Origin of the sequence: Lamprocystis purpurea DSM 4197 (assembly GCF_000379525.1) — a bacterium.
Taxonomy (GTDB): Bacteria; Pseudomonadota; Gammaproteobacteria; order Chromatiales; family Chromatiaceae; genus Thiodictyon; species Thiodictyon purpureum.
In genome coordinates this window covers 47,921-62,993 of record NZ_KB902463.1, presented here as the reverse complement: position 1 = coordinate 62,993, position 15,073 = coordinate 47,921, and the positions used below count along the sequence as shown (strand labels likewise).

Here is a 15,073-nt window from a genome sequence, read left to right as displayed (position 1 = left end):
AGCGGGCGGCTCGGTCACGGAGATGGCGTGTGTTGACAAATCGTATCTTGACCGGCGATCGGTCTTTTCCCAATCGACTGTCCCAAGCCATTCCGAGTCCAATGGGGTCGGGTGGACTTCCATCCGTCGTATTGCAAGCAGAAGACAGCGTTGAATCGATTGATCGCGCCTAGGGTCCACACGATGACTGAAGAGCAAATCGCGCAGGGCCGCTCGGGCGCGGGCGTTGGGTTGACCAGCGGTCATTTTCGGCAGCTCGCCAAGAACGGCGTGGGCGACCCCGATAATGCCTATGTCCATGGCATGACCTATTATGAGGGGCGTCTCTACTGCGGGATGACCCGTAACTCCTTCAAGCTGCTGAAGCTATTCCCGCCGATCGACCCGCCCGCGCTGGAGCCCTGGCCGGTGGATGTTCCAGCAAAAGTGCAGGATCTGGACATGCAGGGTCAGATCTGGCGCTGGACCCCGGGAGAGGACAAGTGGGAGCTGGCCTACCGCTCGCCGATGATCCCGGGTAAGCAGGGCGAGCCTGCACCGCGCGATCTGGGCTATCGGGGCATGACCGTGTTTCAGGGCGAATCCGATACTAAGCCCACGCTCTATGTCTCCACGATGTCCACGGTACTGCGGGGCTGCGCGGCGCATGTGCTGCGCTCCGAGGACGGACTGACCTTCGAGCCGGCCACTGAGCCGGGGATCGGTAACGAGCGCATCTCGACCTTCCGCGAGCTCGTATCCTTCGACGGCTACCTCTATGCGCCGCCGGCGGGGGAGGGTATCCAGTTCAACTCGAACCGAACGGCCGTGCTGATGCGCTCGAAGGACCCCCAGCCAGGGAGGTGGGAGGTGGCTTGCGACCTGGGCTTCGGTGATCCCAACAACAACGGCATCTTCATGATGGCTAAGGCCAATGGCCAGCTCTACGCCGGGACCTTCAACCATTTCGAGGGCTACCAGATCTGGACGACGCCGCCCTGCGGTGACGGTCCGCTGCAATGGCGCAAGGTGATCGACCGCGGCGCCCATCGCGGACCGCTGTCCGAGATCGCGATGGGCATGTGCGAGTTCAACGGTGCTCTTTACGTCGGCAGCTCGATCCAGAATGGCGGCTATGATCGCACGAACCTGGTCGGCCCGGGCGCCGGGGAGATTATCCGCATCTGGCCCGACGACAGTTGGGACCTGCTGGTGGGTATGCCGAGGGAGACACCCGATGGAATCAAGTATCCGTTATCGGGAATGGGACCGGGGTTTGACAACATCTTCTCCGGCTATACCTGGCGGATGTGCGTCCATGACGGCTGGATTTACGTTTCCACCTTCGACTGGAGCGTGTTCCTGCAATACGCCCACCGTCCCTCGCCCACCGCTCGGCGGTTGTTCAACGGGATCGGGTTCGAGCAGTTGGCCGAAGTCGGCGGCGGGTTCGAGCTGTGGCGCACGAAGGATGGCGTGTCCTGGGTACCGGTCACGCTGAACGGCATGAACAACCCCTACAACTATGGAGGGAGAACCATGGTGTCGACCCCCGAGGGGCTGTGCCTGGGCACAGCCAATCCGTTCGGTGGGCCAAGCCCCGCGCGTCTCGCCAGCCGTTGGATCTATCACGAGAATCCCGATGGCGGGACCGAGGTGTACCTCGGAAATGCCGGCCACGAGTCCTATACCGTGGCCGCGGCAGGCCCGGCGCCGGGAGCTGACAGCGATGTGCCGGCAGCGAGCACCTCGCGGGTGGATTTCGCAATCACCGGCTGCACCGGCTATATCGGCAAGCACCTGTTGCCAAGGCTCTTGGAGAAAGGCTATCGCATCCGTGCGCTGGTCGTGCCCGGCACGGAGGGCGCCCTGCCCGAGAACGCGCAGATCGAGGCGGTCATCGGCGGGCTGGACGATTGCGACGCGCTCGCGCGGTTGATCGACGGGGCACGGATCGTGCTGCATATGGCCGCGCGGCTGGCGGGCTCCTGCACGGTGCCCGATCTGCGCAAGACCAATGTGCAGGGAACGCACGACCTCCTGCGCGCATGCGAGGGTTCGGCCACGCTGGAGCGTTTTGTCTATTTCAGCTCGGTTGCGGTCTACCAGAACCAATTCAGCCCTAAGGACTGGCCGATCCATGAGTCTCACGCCCTGCGTGTTGATGGCGGGCATGATCTGGCCGATTACGGCATGTCCAAGATCGCAGGTGAGAACCTGGTCCGCTTCTACGCCAAACGCGGCGGCTACGACCACGTGATCCTGCGCTTTGCGCTGGTCTATGGAATCGGGGATCCGCTCTTCGACCGTATGGTGCGTACGGTGGCGCTAGGTCCGAGCTTCGGCCAGGGCCGCCAGGGTGAGCAGCAGCGCCAGTTCGTCCATGTTCGCGACGCCGTGGAGGCGATTCTGCGTGCCTGTTTCGAAGAACGTGCCAAGGACGGGAGCTTCAACGTGGCGGGTCCCGACGTGGTGACCTACCGCACCGTCGGGCGCGTGACGCGGATCGCGAGCGGTTCGGCCACGGGCGCGGATATGGTTCCCGATCAGACCCGGATATGGAGCCGCTATGTCCAGCAGTACGACATTTCCAGGGGCAAGCGGGATCTGGGCTTCTATCCCAGCATCCCGATCTACGAGGGGTTGCGTGAGATCATTGAAGCTGCCCAGGCCGACGGCGATCTGCCCGTACCAGGGTCCGCTCCGGGGCAGATGGGATTTTTTGCCCAGCCGGGGTAGGGCGAGCCGGCAACGATCCCTGCTGTGGCGCAGCCGCTCATCAATGCGTGTGAAAAAAACTTAGGATAAGCGGAAAAAATTCATTTACTTGCAAGCATCAGTCAAGCGGATGCCAGTGTCCCCGACATACCCGCCGCGCAGCCTCGACCAAGAATCCGGCCACTGGACTCGCCAGGTACGGAGTCAGGCCATCCTGGCCTGACTCCGTCAGGGCTGGAAGCCCTGACTACGCATTCCGCTAGCCGGGTTTACGATCAAGGCCCGCCGCGCGATCTCCGAGCGCTGCGGCGGATCGGCCGTCACAATCTCCTCGCAAATCCGCTCCAGGTCCGCTTCAGGTCCGCCCGTGAACGCCCGCCCGCACAGCCCGCTCGGAATCTCCCCCGTCCATTTCCTCGCACCCCATCGGTTGTGGTGGGCTCGGATTTCAACAGATGTCGAGCCGGTTGACAACGACTAGCGATTGCGGCGGAGCACCGAATAGTGAAGTCAGTCACAGTCACGTGATCGCGTCGGTCCTAACGTAAGAGGTAGCCAACACCAGGCGCACGCTTCGGATGGGAGCGCCCGCAACGAGGGCTCACATGCAGTCCCCACGACCCGGGACAAGCCCTCGGATAACGATATGCGTCGCCTAAGCGTGTTGATTGGAGATCATCATGCACTACCTTCCTCACGTAACCGCTCGCAGATCATCCGTAATCATCGGTCTCTGCCTCTTCGTTTGCGCAATGCTTCCCCACCAGCTGATTGCCGACGATTTTAACCTGTCCGTGACCAATGGCAGCGGCAGTGGGGCCTATCAGGCATTGTCGACGCTCCACGTTTGGGCCGACCCGTACGGAGATGAGCCCGTCAACGAATCGGGCGAACCCTATGAGATCGGATCGCCGACACGCGTTTTCGATCAGTGGACGGGCGACACGCAGTATTTGGCGGATCCCCTCTCAGCACACACCACACTCGTCATGCCGGACAGGGATGTGTCGATTAGCGCCGGGTATCGTGATATGCCACGATGGGGGGCCCCACGCGTCTACAGCTTCTTTCCCGATCAAGGCGGCAACGGGGTCATTTTTCTGATACACGGAGGCAAAGGCAACTCCCACTCAATTGTTGGCGATACGGAAATATTGCGCTTTATCGACGATGCCAACAATCGCGGCTTCGCAGTCGTCGCGGTGAGCAGCTTTGACCGCGCAAACGTCTTATGGGATATAGAGCCTGATGCGGAAGACAACATCGATCTTCAGCGGATTGCCGCCGTACGGCTTGACCTCATTCGACGCGGAGTGATGACGAGCGCTGACCCGGTCTATCTGCTTGGCATTTCCCATGGCGGCATATTCGTTTCGCTCTTTAACGACGCCAACCAAGCCTATCTCGAATTTCCGGTCGCCGCGAGAGCCGTTTACATCTCACCAGGCCAACTCGAATCCTTAGCGACGAGCAATACACCAACCATGTTCGTGCTCGCCGAAAACGATACGACTGTCGGCGGCGAATCCGCCCAGCAGGCGTACAATGATTTTCTTTTCCGGGGGGTACCGACACAGCTCTGGCTCCACCACGCCTCGCCGCTATATCCAGAGCGTTTCTGGCGTCTTGAGGGCATCTCACGCGATGACTCGCGCGTGATCTATCAGGCGCTCAAAGATGCGGGTATCCTGGATGCCGATGACTATCTCCTCGTTGATCCAGATATGAGTCCGCTCTATGACAAAATCCCGGAAGCTTACCGGAACTTTGAGACGATGATCAATGATCAGTTGAAGGTCACCTACTCCGCGCACTGGTTCATGAGTGATTTCAACCGCCAGGTGCTGGATTTCTTCGAGGCGCCTTCGACCATTGTCGAATATGACCCCCGGATCGTGTCGTTTACGCCGGATAGCGGAACGCCTGGAACCGTGGTGGAGATTACTGGAATAGATCTTTTCGAGGTTTCGGGAGTCACGTTCAACGGCATCCCCGCCGTCTTCGAGTGGGTCTCAGCTGAGCGGATTGTAGCCGCGGTTCCCCCTGCAGTGTCGCCTGGCCCTATCTCGGTGCAGACCGGACGCGGGACGGCTACCAGCACGAGCGACTTTCAAGTGCCATTGCCGGTGATTGCGGGGGTCAGTCCGAATTCAGGCACGGTGGGAGCCGTTGTGACGATTGAGGGGCAGGCGCTCTTCAATATCGAGTCGGTGCGTTTCAACGGCGTCCCCGCGGGCTCGTTCAGCGGTGATCTGCAACGATTGTTTGTCCAGGTCCCCCAAGGTGCGAGCACCGGCCCCATTGAGGTCACGAACCATTTAGGCACGACCACGTCTCCGGAGGACTTTGTGGTTGCAGGTCCATCGGTGACGGGCTTTAGCCCTGCCGCGGGCAAGGTGGGTGATGTGGTGACTGTTACGGGGGTCGCGTTCTATGATGTATCGGAAGTCGCTTTTGCCGGCGTGTCCGCCGAGATTCTGGGGAGTTCGCCGAGCACGATTGTCGTCCGGGTTCCAGTGCAGGCAACGACAGGTCCCATCACTGTCACCACCGCGAATGGAGTTGGCGCATCGACCAGTGAGTTTAAGGTGTACCCGCGACCCGAAATCCTGAGCTTCACGCCGACCTCAGGTTCCGTTGGGACCAGCGTCACGATCAATGGTTCGGGCTTCGAGGGGGCGACCCGCGTCTTGTTCGGGGCAACGTCGACATCATTCGAGATCCGGTCGGACAAGCAGATCGTGGCCCCCGTGCCGGTCGGCACAAAGACAAGTCGTATCTGGGTCATTGCACCGGGGGGAACAGCGACAAGTGCTCGCTACTTCGTGCCGCTCTGACGTGAGGTGCGCTTGACTTCGGTGCTGTTGTCGCCGTGAACGCTGACCGTCCGCGGCGGCAACTGGCTCCGCTACCTTGCGACCCAAGTAACCAGAGCGGCCGTATCAGGCTCCGAAATGTCAAGGGCACACATTTCCTGTGGCGCGCTTGCGAGGGCTCCCAAACGCTTGAACGTCTTGTTTTCTTCGGTATCCTTTGCCCAGTCGGGGCAGGGCGAGCCGGTAACGATCCCTGCCGTGGCGCAGCCTCTCGTCAATGCTTGTGAAAGAAGCTTAGGGTAAGCGGGAAATAGTTTACAATACGGACGGCAAGTTATTTGTACCAAACCAGTGAGGATCGGACATGCCCGTTTCAAGTTTGCGAGGGCAATGGGTGCCGAACGTGGAGCAAGTGCCGGGGAACGTCGACCAGCGCCTGCACTATGTGCGCGGCCTGATGCGAGACGGACGCTCCGATGAGGCACAGGCAGAGCTTTCGGAGATGCTGGGGCAGGATCCGCACAACAGCCGCCTGCTGCTAATGCTGGCAGTCAGTTATATGCGCCAGAATCTGTTGGAAGAGGCGACCGATTGTCTCGAGGAGGTCATGCGGAGCGATCCGAAGAACCGGATTGCACCGCTGATGGCGGGGAGCGTGGGGCTGCGAGGCGGCAATCCCGACTATGCCGAGACCCATTACCACAGGGCGCTGGAGATCGACCCGATCTCGATCCCCGCGCTGATGGGTCTTGCTGCGCTGCATGAGCAGCAGAAACGCCCCGATGCAGCGATTGAGGTACTGAACCGCGCGATGGAGATCCAGCCGCAGTCGCCCGATGTGCGGCGGCGTATCGCCACGATATTGGCCCGGCAGGAGCAGCTTGACGAGGCCCGCGCACATCTGTCCTTCGCCCTGACCGCCAATCCGGGCGATCCGCGCACCGCAATGCAGCTTGCACGCCTGTTGGCGCGCACCGACAAGCCGGCCGAGGCGATCTCGGTCCTCACCGCGGCACTGGCGCAGAATCCCGGCAACCAGGCGCTGTTGAAGCGTCTGGGTGATCTGAAGCTTGCGCAAAAAGATTTTGCCGGTGCCGAAGCCGCCTTTGGCGACATCCTCGGCAAGGAAGAGGGGCGCAACCGCAACGGGAGAGCGCGGCTCTCCATGGCTGGGGCGCTGATCGCCCAGAAGAAACTGCCCGAGGCGCGTGCGCTGCTGAGCAGGGTGACCGGGCGCAACCTGCGGGGAGCGGTGCAGCGGCTCTACGGCGATGCGTTTGCCGCTGAAGGGAAGGTGGAGGACGCCGAGCGTAGCTATCGCGCCGCGTTAATGCATATGAGGGATGGCCAAGAAGCGTTGGCCCGTGTGGAACTTGCCAAGGCTCGACTGAAATCGCCGGACGGTGCGGAAGCGCTAGCGCTGTACGTCAAGGAATTCGACGCTTTGCGCGAAGCTAGGCGGGCCAATGCCGCGCGGCGCGCGGAACAGGGCCTGACCCCGGAGCGGTTGCAGGAGAGGGCTGAGCGCCGCAAGCGCTGGGGCGCGCTGCGCCAGCGGATCGCGGCGGCCCGCGCCCGGGGCGGGGCTACCTCCGGCGGGAGTGGAGGGCTCGGCCGCGGTTGAGCTAAGAAAGTGTCCATTTTCTATTTCCCGATTGTTGGCCGACGTTGACGCTCAAAGCGGGAAGTAATTGATGGACAGTTACTAAGGGTGGAAAGGGATCACTGTATGTCGGCGACCAGACCTTCTTGCGAGACCAGATGAAAATGCTGGTGACCGGCCCTTCCGGTGCCGTGGGTCAGTATGTGCTGGAGGCCCTGATGCGGACCGACAACGCGGTCCGGGTCTTCGCGCTCCCCGATTCGATGCACCGAATCAACTATCGCGACCGGATCGAGATAGTGCCGGGCGACCTGGCCGATCTGCGTGCGCTGGACGAGGCGCTCGAAGGGGTGGATCTCGTCTTTCACACCGCGCTCATCGGCCCGCCGCCGAAGATCGACCCCGACATGCTGGAGCATGTCAATGTCGGAGGTACCCGCAACCTGGTAGCGGCCTGCCGGGGCAAGGTGTCGCGCTTTGTGATGGTATCATCCAACAATGTCCATGTACCGCATCGCACTCCCGACCTGTGGCCGTTGACCGACGACGCCCCGCGCGAGGCCCATGGCAATCCCGCCCAGCAGGCACTGGGCGAGAGCCTGATACGAGCCGAGGATATCGTCTTCGAGGCGTCCGAGGTGGGCGCCTTTGACTATGTGATGCTGCGCCCCTCGATCATCTCTGGCCGCACCAGCCCGTTCGTGGACAACGTCGTCACTCAACTGATCCGCAATCCCGAAGCGGCCGAGGGTCTGCGGCGGATGTGGGACACGATGCAATGGACTCACGGCACCGATATCGGCAGCGCTGCGCTGTTGGCGGCCGATCATCCTGATCTGTGCAACCGTTGCGCGCTGGTCGCCGGCGAAGAGCCCATCACCGCCTATGACGTACTGTCGCTGATGTGGGAGATCATGAACGTCGGCCGAGAGGATAACCCCTACGCCGAGGTCGCGTCGCGAAACAACGTTGGCTTGCGGAAATTCTACCCCGCAAGACTGCGCGCAGCGGGGTGGCGCCCGCGCATGACCGCCAAGGACTGCCTCCGCGAGGTGCTGGGTCGGCTCGAGTTTTATTACTCGACCGCGGCCAAGTTCCCTGTCGAATTGCCGGTTGAATGACGGATGGCTATGGTGCCCGCAAACAGGTGGTGGGTTGAATGAAGGGCGTCGTCTCGGATTCTGGCGGCGATCTGGGCGCGCGGCTTTGTGCCGCACTGGAAAAGGCGCGCTGGGAGGTCAGCCGCCTGCCCGGCGGGGACCTGGCGGCCACTGACAACGATGTCGCGCTCCAGGCGGCTTTGGCCGAGGCCGATGCGCTGTTCCTGCTCGACATTCGCACCGATCTGCCCCCTGCTGTGCTCGAGGCGCGGGTGCGCCGTTTGATGGCCGCGGCAGATCGGGCAGCAGTCAAGCGTGCGATACTGCTGAGCGATGCGGCAGTCTATGCGCCCGTGGTGGGGTACCCTGTGCCTTTACGCGAGTGCGACCCGCTGCGCCCGGACGGGCAGGGCATGCCCGAGGCGGCGCACGTCGCGCTGGCGCTGGAGCGGGTCTTCGCCGGCATGCCGGGTCATAAGGTCGGGCGGGTGGTCCTGCGGGTACCCGCACTCTATGACAGGAGCGATCCCGACGCGCTCACCGATCTACGCGCGATCATGTTGGGGGGCGCGGCGGCGTGCCCGCCGACTCCGCTCCAGCGGCTCCACCCCGAGGACCTTTGCACCGCGTTCATCGCGGCGGCCCGCCTGCCCCATGCCCAAGGCAATGTCTTCAACATCGCCGAGCCGACGGCGATCGCGCCCGAAGTGCTGTTGTCCGAGCTTCAGCGCTTGGGCCGCCTGCTGTCCGATTCCGAAGCGACCGAGGACCGGGTGCGCCAGGAGTATCCGCGGGAACAGCCGGTCCTGGCTATCGACAAGGCCGCCCGGCTACTGGGTTTCCGCACCGGCCACAGCACCTGGGTGGGTCTCGCCGAATGTGCGCAGGAGATCGTCTTCGCCCTGCGGCGGGAGGGACGCGTGCCCGACAACAAGCCCAGGTTGCCCGCGGTGATAGCCGCGCTGGAAAGTCGGTCCAGGCCGCTGACGGACAAGATCTGCGTCATCACCAGCGCAACCGTGGGCATCGGACGCGAGCTGGCGGTGATCCTGTCGCGTTGCGGTGCCCGCGTCGTTGCCGTCGGCCGCGACCAGGAGGCGGGCAACGCGCTAATGCGCGAGCTTGAGGAGCGGCCGAGCTGTACGCCGGGCGAGCTTCTGATCGCCGACATCTCGGAAATGGCCCAAGTCCGCAAGTTGGCTGCCGACATCCTGGCCCGACACCCGCGTGTCGATGTCTTGGTGAACAACGCGGGCGCGGTCTTCGCCAGCCGCCAGATGACGGCCGAGGGGATCGAGGCCACCTTCGCGGTGAATTACCTTGCCCACTTCCTGCTGACCACTCTCCTGCTGGACGCGATCCCGGCGGACGGGCATATCGTGAACCTGATCTCGGAGATCTACCGCCGTTCCGGACTTGATTTCAGCGATATCTTCTGCTCGCGCAGCTATGATCCGTTGGATGCCTATGGACGGGCGAAATTTGCCACCGTGATGTTTTCCAACAGCTTGACCGAGCGGCTGGGGCCAAGCGGGCCTCGGGTCGCCACGGTCAGTCCGGGCATCGTACGCAACGAGACCCTCGACCGCGCGGGGCTGAGCGAGCGGCCTGAGCTGGCGCCGATGAGTCGCGGCCGGATGCTGTCTGCGGAAAAGGCGGCCACCCATGTGGCGGCCCTATTGCTGGAGCCCCGGCTTGCGCCGTTGACGGGTATCTACATGGATCAGGATGTGCAGGCACCGATCGCGCCCGCCACCACTGATCCTGCGGTCTGCGCCCGTCTCTGGCAAGTCAGCAAGGCGCTGGTCGAGATGGTCTGATGCCGATGGCCGCGGCACTTCTTGCCGAGCTCGATACCGACCTTGTCCGCGCTCGTTGGCTCGGGGAGAGTGGTGATTTGTCGAGACTCAGTCGGCTACCAACGGCCGGGGCGTCCGCTCCAGAAGACGCGTAGGGCGGCCTGGACCTGTGGATCGTTCCATGCGATGACGGCCCCGTTGATCGCGTCAGGCGGCTGTAGGGCTGCCCAAAGGAACAACCGCGCCATATTCTCTGGGTGCACGGCGGAAGCAAATGGCAGGCTGGCCCCCCCCGCATGATGTCGTTCGCGAAAGGAGCGCAACCCGGGCGTATCGGTGATCCCAGGATAGACCAGGCAGGCAGCCACGATGGAGCCCTGAAGCTCGGCGCCAAGCTGAAGCACTAGATGGTTGACGGCAGCGCGTGAGCAGCCGTAGCCGCCCATACCGGGTGTAACCCTGTCGCCAAACGGGGAAGTGGCAAAAAGAAGCTTGCCGCGCGCCTGCTGCAACATGATCGGCACCACGAGGCGCGCGATGGCACAGGGTGCGCTGACATTGACCGCTAACATGCTGCGCCAATCCGCCTCCGAGACCTCCCAAGTTGCCACGTTCAACGGCCCCGTATCGGCCACCAGGTTGATGACCAGATCGATACGGCCGAAACGCTCCATCGTGCGCGCTACCGAGTGCATGATCTGATCAGGGTCGCCTAGGTCCGCGACGATTGCCTCGGCCTGCACCCCTCTACCTTGAGCCACCCCACACACCCGCTGGACCTCCCCGAAGGTACGCGACACCACGCTGATATCGGCTCCCCCCTCGGCCAGCCCAATAGCACAAGCCGCGCCAATTCCACGCCCGCCTCCATAGATCAGGGCAACCTGGCCGGCAAAGGGTCCTTGCCCCGTGTCAGAAGGCCGACCGCTCATTGAGGCAAGGACACTTGCTGATCAATTTTGTACTTGGAGAAGAATTCCCACATCTTCTCGTTTGCGTTGAAACGGCTGATCGCACCCGCGTGGTCCTTCCACTGTTGGCATAACCGCCCGTCCGGTTTTCGCTCGCAGGCATCGGTACCGTATTCCCCGCCTGGCCAGGTATGACCGGCACCATCCAAGAGGTAGAACTCCACCTCGCCGCCTTTCGGACAATCCAGATAGCCTTCGAGGGTCGCCCCGCTCATGCGTGTTCGCCGCGTCTTGGTCGAACACCCATTACGCGCGGCAAACTTCTTCAACACGGCCTGCACCGAGTCGCATTTCCAAAGGGCACTCTTCCTATCGGCCGGTATCCCCACGCTATTCAAAAAATCCTGGAACATGCCGCCGCACTCTCCACCCTCGATTGGGAGCCCTTTGTCCTCTGTTCCGTGTAGATACATGATGGGGACCGGTCTCGTTCCCCTGCGACAGGTCAGCACCCGGCCATGTCCGCTGTTCGGGGCGACCGCCGTGATCCGTTCCGGCAATTCACACGCCAAGCGAAACGACAGCATGGCGCCGTTGGAGTGGCCGGTGGCATAGACCCTGTGGCTGTCGACTTGATACTTGGAGACCATGAAGTCGATTAGCTTCGAGACGAACCCAACGTCGTCCACGTTGTTCTCCTTCGCCTCCCCACAGCAGTAACCCGCGTTCCAGGTCAGCATGCGCCGACGCTTGCCCCCGGTACCGGCCGGATACACCGCGATGAAGCCATGCCGGTCCGCCGCGACATTCATCCTGGTCTCTCTCATGATATTCTCGATGTTCCCGCCACCGCCGTGAAACACCATGACCATCGGCAGGTCCTTGCCCTTCGTGTATTGAGGGGGCAGATGCACGAGGAAGCGTCGCGTCAGGCCATCGTGGCGAAGAGTATGGATCTCATCCCGCGCCGTCGCATACGACCCGAAGCACGCGAGCAGCAATAAGATGGCCAGGGAGAAGACCCTGTGTCGATGAAGGTTCATGCTGTGACCCTATATATTTTGCACAACCGCAGCAACGGGTTGGCCGCGTTGCACCTGGTCAGTGTCGGGCCGACGGCCAAGCGGGTGGTGCTTGGGCAGGTGGCCACGGAGGCCAAATCCAATGAGTTCACGGCGATTCCGCGTCTGCTGGGCATCCGCTAATATTAGCAGTGCTTGATGCGATTGCCCTGGGTTATACACCGCATCGCCTACGCGGCAAGACCGGTCAGTTGGGCGCACGTCTGCCACAGATACTCGGCCCAATTCGCGTCGTAAGAGAGAGGAGACGACTGCACCGGCCGGCACTTGTCGAAGTACATCCCGTTCGCACTCTCGACCTCTGGCGCGCTCGCCAAATATATCATGGTCTCAGCACCCTGTTCTATGCTGACCTCGGATCGCGAGATTCGCTCCCTGGCAGCCCATGGCAGGTGATCCCGTATCCGAGTGCCGACGTCCGTCGCGATGAAGCCTGGATGAACGGCATTGACCGTGACGCCGGTGCCCTCGAGTCGGCTCGCCAAGGCATAGGTAAAAAGGAGATTGGCCAGCTTCGCATCGGCATAGGCGCCGAGCGGGTCATAGTGTCGAAGCGCCTGGAGATCGTTCAGATTCAACTGCGCCGTGTAATGGGCATGAGAGGCAACATTGACCACGCGTGACGGGACGGAGCCGCGAAGAGCAGGGAGCAGGAGGTTCGTGAGCAGAAAGTACGCCAGATGGTTCACGGCAAACGTCATCTCGATGCCATCGACGGTCAGTTGCCGTTGGTCAAAGAACCCGCCCGCATTATTGACTAAGACATCAAGCCGAGATGCGCGTTGCATGAAGTCGTCCGCCAACCTTCGCGTCTCTGCCTGGCTTGAGAGATCGGCGGCGATGAAGTGGATCGCCCCGGGCATTTCCTGCACCTCGCTCCCCTCGACGAGCTCCTTTCCCCGTTTCTCGCTGCGGCCGATGGCGACAACCGTCGCCCCAAGGCGCGCCAGCTCGATGGCCGTCACACGGCCGATGCCTCGGGTGGCCCCGGTGACAAGGACCGTCTTTCCGAGCATCGGGGCCTGATTGCCTGCAATGGAGACGTCGGCATTGGGACCGAGTGGTCGGTTCATGGTGCGCATGCGAGGCGCCGACGCGACCTTGCCCGCCGTTTCCGCCTCTCCTGAGTCGGCCAAGACGGCGCGGACCATCTCCTCCAGCCCCTCTGCCATGCCCTTCCTCGGAACGAATCCGAGCACCGCCCGTACCTTACGGATATCGAAGGTAGGACTAACCGCTTGCTCCGAAAATGGCTCTGCCTTCTGCGCCGCCCCGTGCTGCACGGCATTGATGATCCTTAGGGCCCCGTGCTGGAAGGTCGTATTGTCGATCGCTTCGCTGCCTGCCAGATTGAAGATTTGGTTGGCGGCATCCGGCGCTTGGACAGCCAAATCGATGGCCTCGACAAGGTCCTCAATATGGATCCACTGGACCGTGTGCCGACCGCTGTCCCACGGTCCGGACTTGACCAGACGACCAACCAAGGAGGAAGGCAATGGTGCCCCGACGCCATAGACGATGGCCGAACGGAGAATGACGAGCTCCGGACAGGGCAGGTGCGTCAGCAGGAGGTATTCCGCCGCGGCCTTCGATGCGCCGAAGTTGTGCCAGCGACGGCCCGGCATAAACGCAAGGTCGCTCGGTCCCTCCTCCTCGCGAAGCGGTGTTGGCGACTCCATGCTGCGCGTACCGTAGACAGAGACGCTGCTGGCGAAGACCAGCCTCCCCACCTGCGCTTGCTTGCACGCCTCGATCAAGCCGCTCATCGCGTGGAGATTGGCCTGGAAATCCAAGAAGGGGCTGCCCGGTGACGCAGGTTGCACGTTCATGGGATTGCCCTGCCATGCAAGGTGCACGACGACGTCCACGTCGCGCACTGCAGCCGCAGCGTTGTGTAAATCAGCGATATCGCCGACGACGATCCCGACCCCAAGCGCCGTCAGCGTGTCGACTGTGTCCTTTACAACCGCCGAGGCGGGCCGGATCAATGCCTTGACTGCATGTCCCTCACCGGCCAAGCGGCGCGCCACGCGTGAACCCACATAGCCGGTGGCACCGGTCACCAATATTCGCATTGCGATCCCCTCGGTTCAGGCGCGCCGGGCGGGGCATGACTGGCCGCGCGCACCGGGTTATTGCCGCAGAAAGAGCGTGTTTTGGTCAAACAGAGCGGTGGCGAAGCCCGGATGCAGTGATGATCACCGTTCAGTCAACGTTGCGGCAGGGATCGGCGGGGAAAAAGCCCGTTGCGGTGCGCTCCCGTTGCCCCCCGCACCGGCGTCGGGGGGCTCGCCTTCCTAGCTTTCCCGTTCGGCAGAGCCGTCGATGATCTGGTCCTCGAAACCCTGCATTGTCGCCCCGAAGCCGCCCTGCGCGGGCTGCTCCCTCCTAAACAGGCCGCCCTGTCCGCCGCCAAGGCCCGTGGCCGCAGCACCACCGAAACCTTGACCGCCGAAGCGACCCTCGCCACCTGCTGCGCCAAGCGCCGGGAAGGTCTGGCCGCCCTGCTGCAGTTCGCCCTGTCCGCCGGACTGGGCATTGACACCGCCTCCCATGCGGCGCCGCATCAGCATCCGGAGGAAGACGGCTCGCCGCCGGGCTGGATTATCTCCTTGCGAGCCGGCACCGCCCTGTGCGCCCGCCTGACCGCCGAATACGCCCCCGCCCGGGGCACCGGCCCCCTGAACAGCCGCACCGGCGCCAAAGCCCTGACCACCGAATTGGCCGTCACCGCCGAAGGCCCCCTGGCCAGCACCGAATCGGCCCTGTCCGGCACCGGGTCCGCTGCCGCCGGCAGCCCCGGCGCCGAAGCCCTGACCGCCGAACCGGCCGGCACCGCCGAAGGCTCCCTGGCCAGCACCGAATCGGCCCTGTCCGACACCGGGTCCACTGCCTCCGGCTGCCCCGGCGCCGAAGCCCTGACCACCGAACCGTCCGGCACCTCCGAAGGCCCCCTGGCCAGCACCGAATCGGCCCTGTCCGGCACCAAGGCCGCCGCCGGCAGCTCTGGCGCCGAAGCCCTGACCACCGAACCGTCCGGCACCGCCGAAGGCCCCCTGGCCAGC

Annotated in this window: 9 protein-coding genes and 1 pseudogene; 7 read left to right on the top strand and 3 right to left on the bottom strand. The window is 63.0% G+C overall.

All coding sequences use genetic code 11. The features are described 5' to 3' along the window. Positions 1 to 183: 183 nt before the first annotated feature. The 5 genes from A39O_RS36450 (at position 184) to A39O_RS36445 (ending at position 10,036) form a co-directional block, all read left to right on the top strand. Positions 184 to 2,718: an NAD-dependent epimerase/dehydratase family protein gene (locus A39O_RS36450; protein WP_020504379.1), complete on the top strand. Its 2,535-nt coding sequence runs from the start codon at positions 184 to 186 to the stop codon at positions 2,716 to 2,718. 731 nt (positions 2,719 to 3,449) lie between these two features. Beyond that, on the top strand, positions 3,450 to 5,534 hold the full coding sequence (locus tag A39O_RS0109250) for an IPT/TIG domain-containing protein (RefSeq protein ID WP_020504378.1): 2,085 nt from the start codon (positions 3,450 to 3,452) through the stop codon (positions 5,532 to 5,534). Between the two features lie 343 nt (positions 5,535 to 5,877). Beyond that, complete coding sequence (locus tag A39O_RS0109245; RefSeq protein ID WP_083924600.1) at positions 5,878 to 7,137, top strand: tetratricopeptide repeat protein; 1,260 nt, start codon at positions 5,878 to 5,880, stop codon at positions 7,135 to 7,137. A gap of 137 nt (positions 7,138 to 7,274) precedes the next feature. Next, positions 7,275 to 8,237, top strand: a complete 963-nt coding sequence (locus A39O_RS0109240; protein ID WP_020504376.1) for an NAD-dependent epimerase/dehydratase family protein — start codon at positions 7,275 to 7,277, stop codon at positions 8,235 to 8,237. Between the two features lie 38 nt (positions 8,238 to 8,275). Beyond that, positions 8,276 to 10,036, top strand: coding sequence for an NAD-dependent epimerase/dehydratase family protein (locus tag A39O_RS36445; protein WP_020504375.1), 1,761 nt, complete (start codon positions 8,276 to 8,278; stop codon positions 10,034 to 10,036). Positions 10,037 to 10,131: 95 nt separating this feature from the next. On the opposite strand, the gene A39O_RS0109230 is transcribed toward A39O_RS36445, so the two are convergent. Beyond that, the gene (locus A39O_RS0109230; RefSeq protein ID WP_020504374.1) at positions 10,132 to 10,947 is read right to left on the bottom strand and encodes an SDR family NAD(P)-dependent oxidoreductase; all 816 of its coding nucleotides are present in this window, start codon (positions 10,945 to 10,947) and stop codon (positions 10,132 to 10,134) included. After that, the gene (locus A39O_RS0109225) at positions 10,944 to 11,969 is read right to left on the bottom strand and encodes an extracellular catalytic domain type 1 short-chain-length polyhydroxyalkanoate depolymerase (RefSeq protein WP_051088788.1); all 1,026 of its coding nucleotides are present in this window, start codon (positions 11,967 to 11,969) and stop codon (positions 10,944 to 10,946) included. Before A39O_RS0109225 ends, A39O_RS0109230 begins: the two co-directional genes overlap by 4 nt. 42 nt (positions 11,970 to 12,011) lie before the next feature. On the opposite strand from A39O_RS0109225, the pseudogene A39O_RS40635 reads away from it, so the two are divergent. Continuing rightward, a pseudogene (locus A39O_RS40635) lies at positions 12,012 to 12,125 on the top strand (ISAs1 family transposase); the annotation flags it as partial. A gap of 53 nt (positions 12,126 to 12,178) precedes the next feature. Here the strand turns inward: A39O_RS40635 and A39O_RS38160 are convergent. Then, a complete protein-coding gene (locus A39O_RS38160) occupies positions 12,179 to 14,083 on the bottom strand; it encodes an SDR family NAD(P)-dependent oxidoreductase (protein ID WP_020504371.1) in 1,905 nt (634 codons plus the stop codon). 171 nt (positions 14,084 to 14,254) lie between these two features. Here A39O_RS38160 and A39O_RS41705 point away from each other — a divergent pair. Continuing rightward, positions 14,255 to 15,073, top strand: an 819-nt coding sequence (locus A39O_RS41705) for a hypothetical protein (protein WP_026199267.1), incomplete at its 3' end; no start/stop codon positions are given.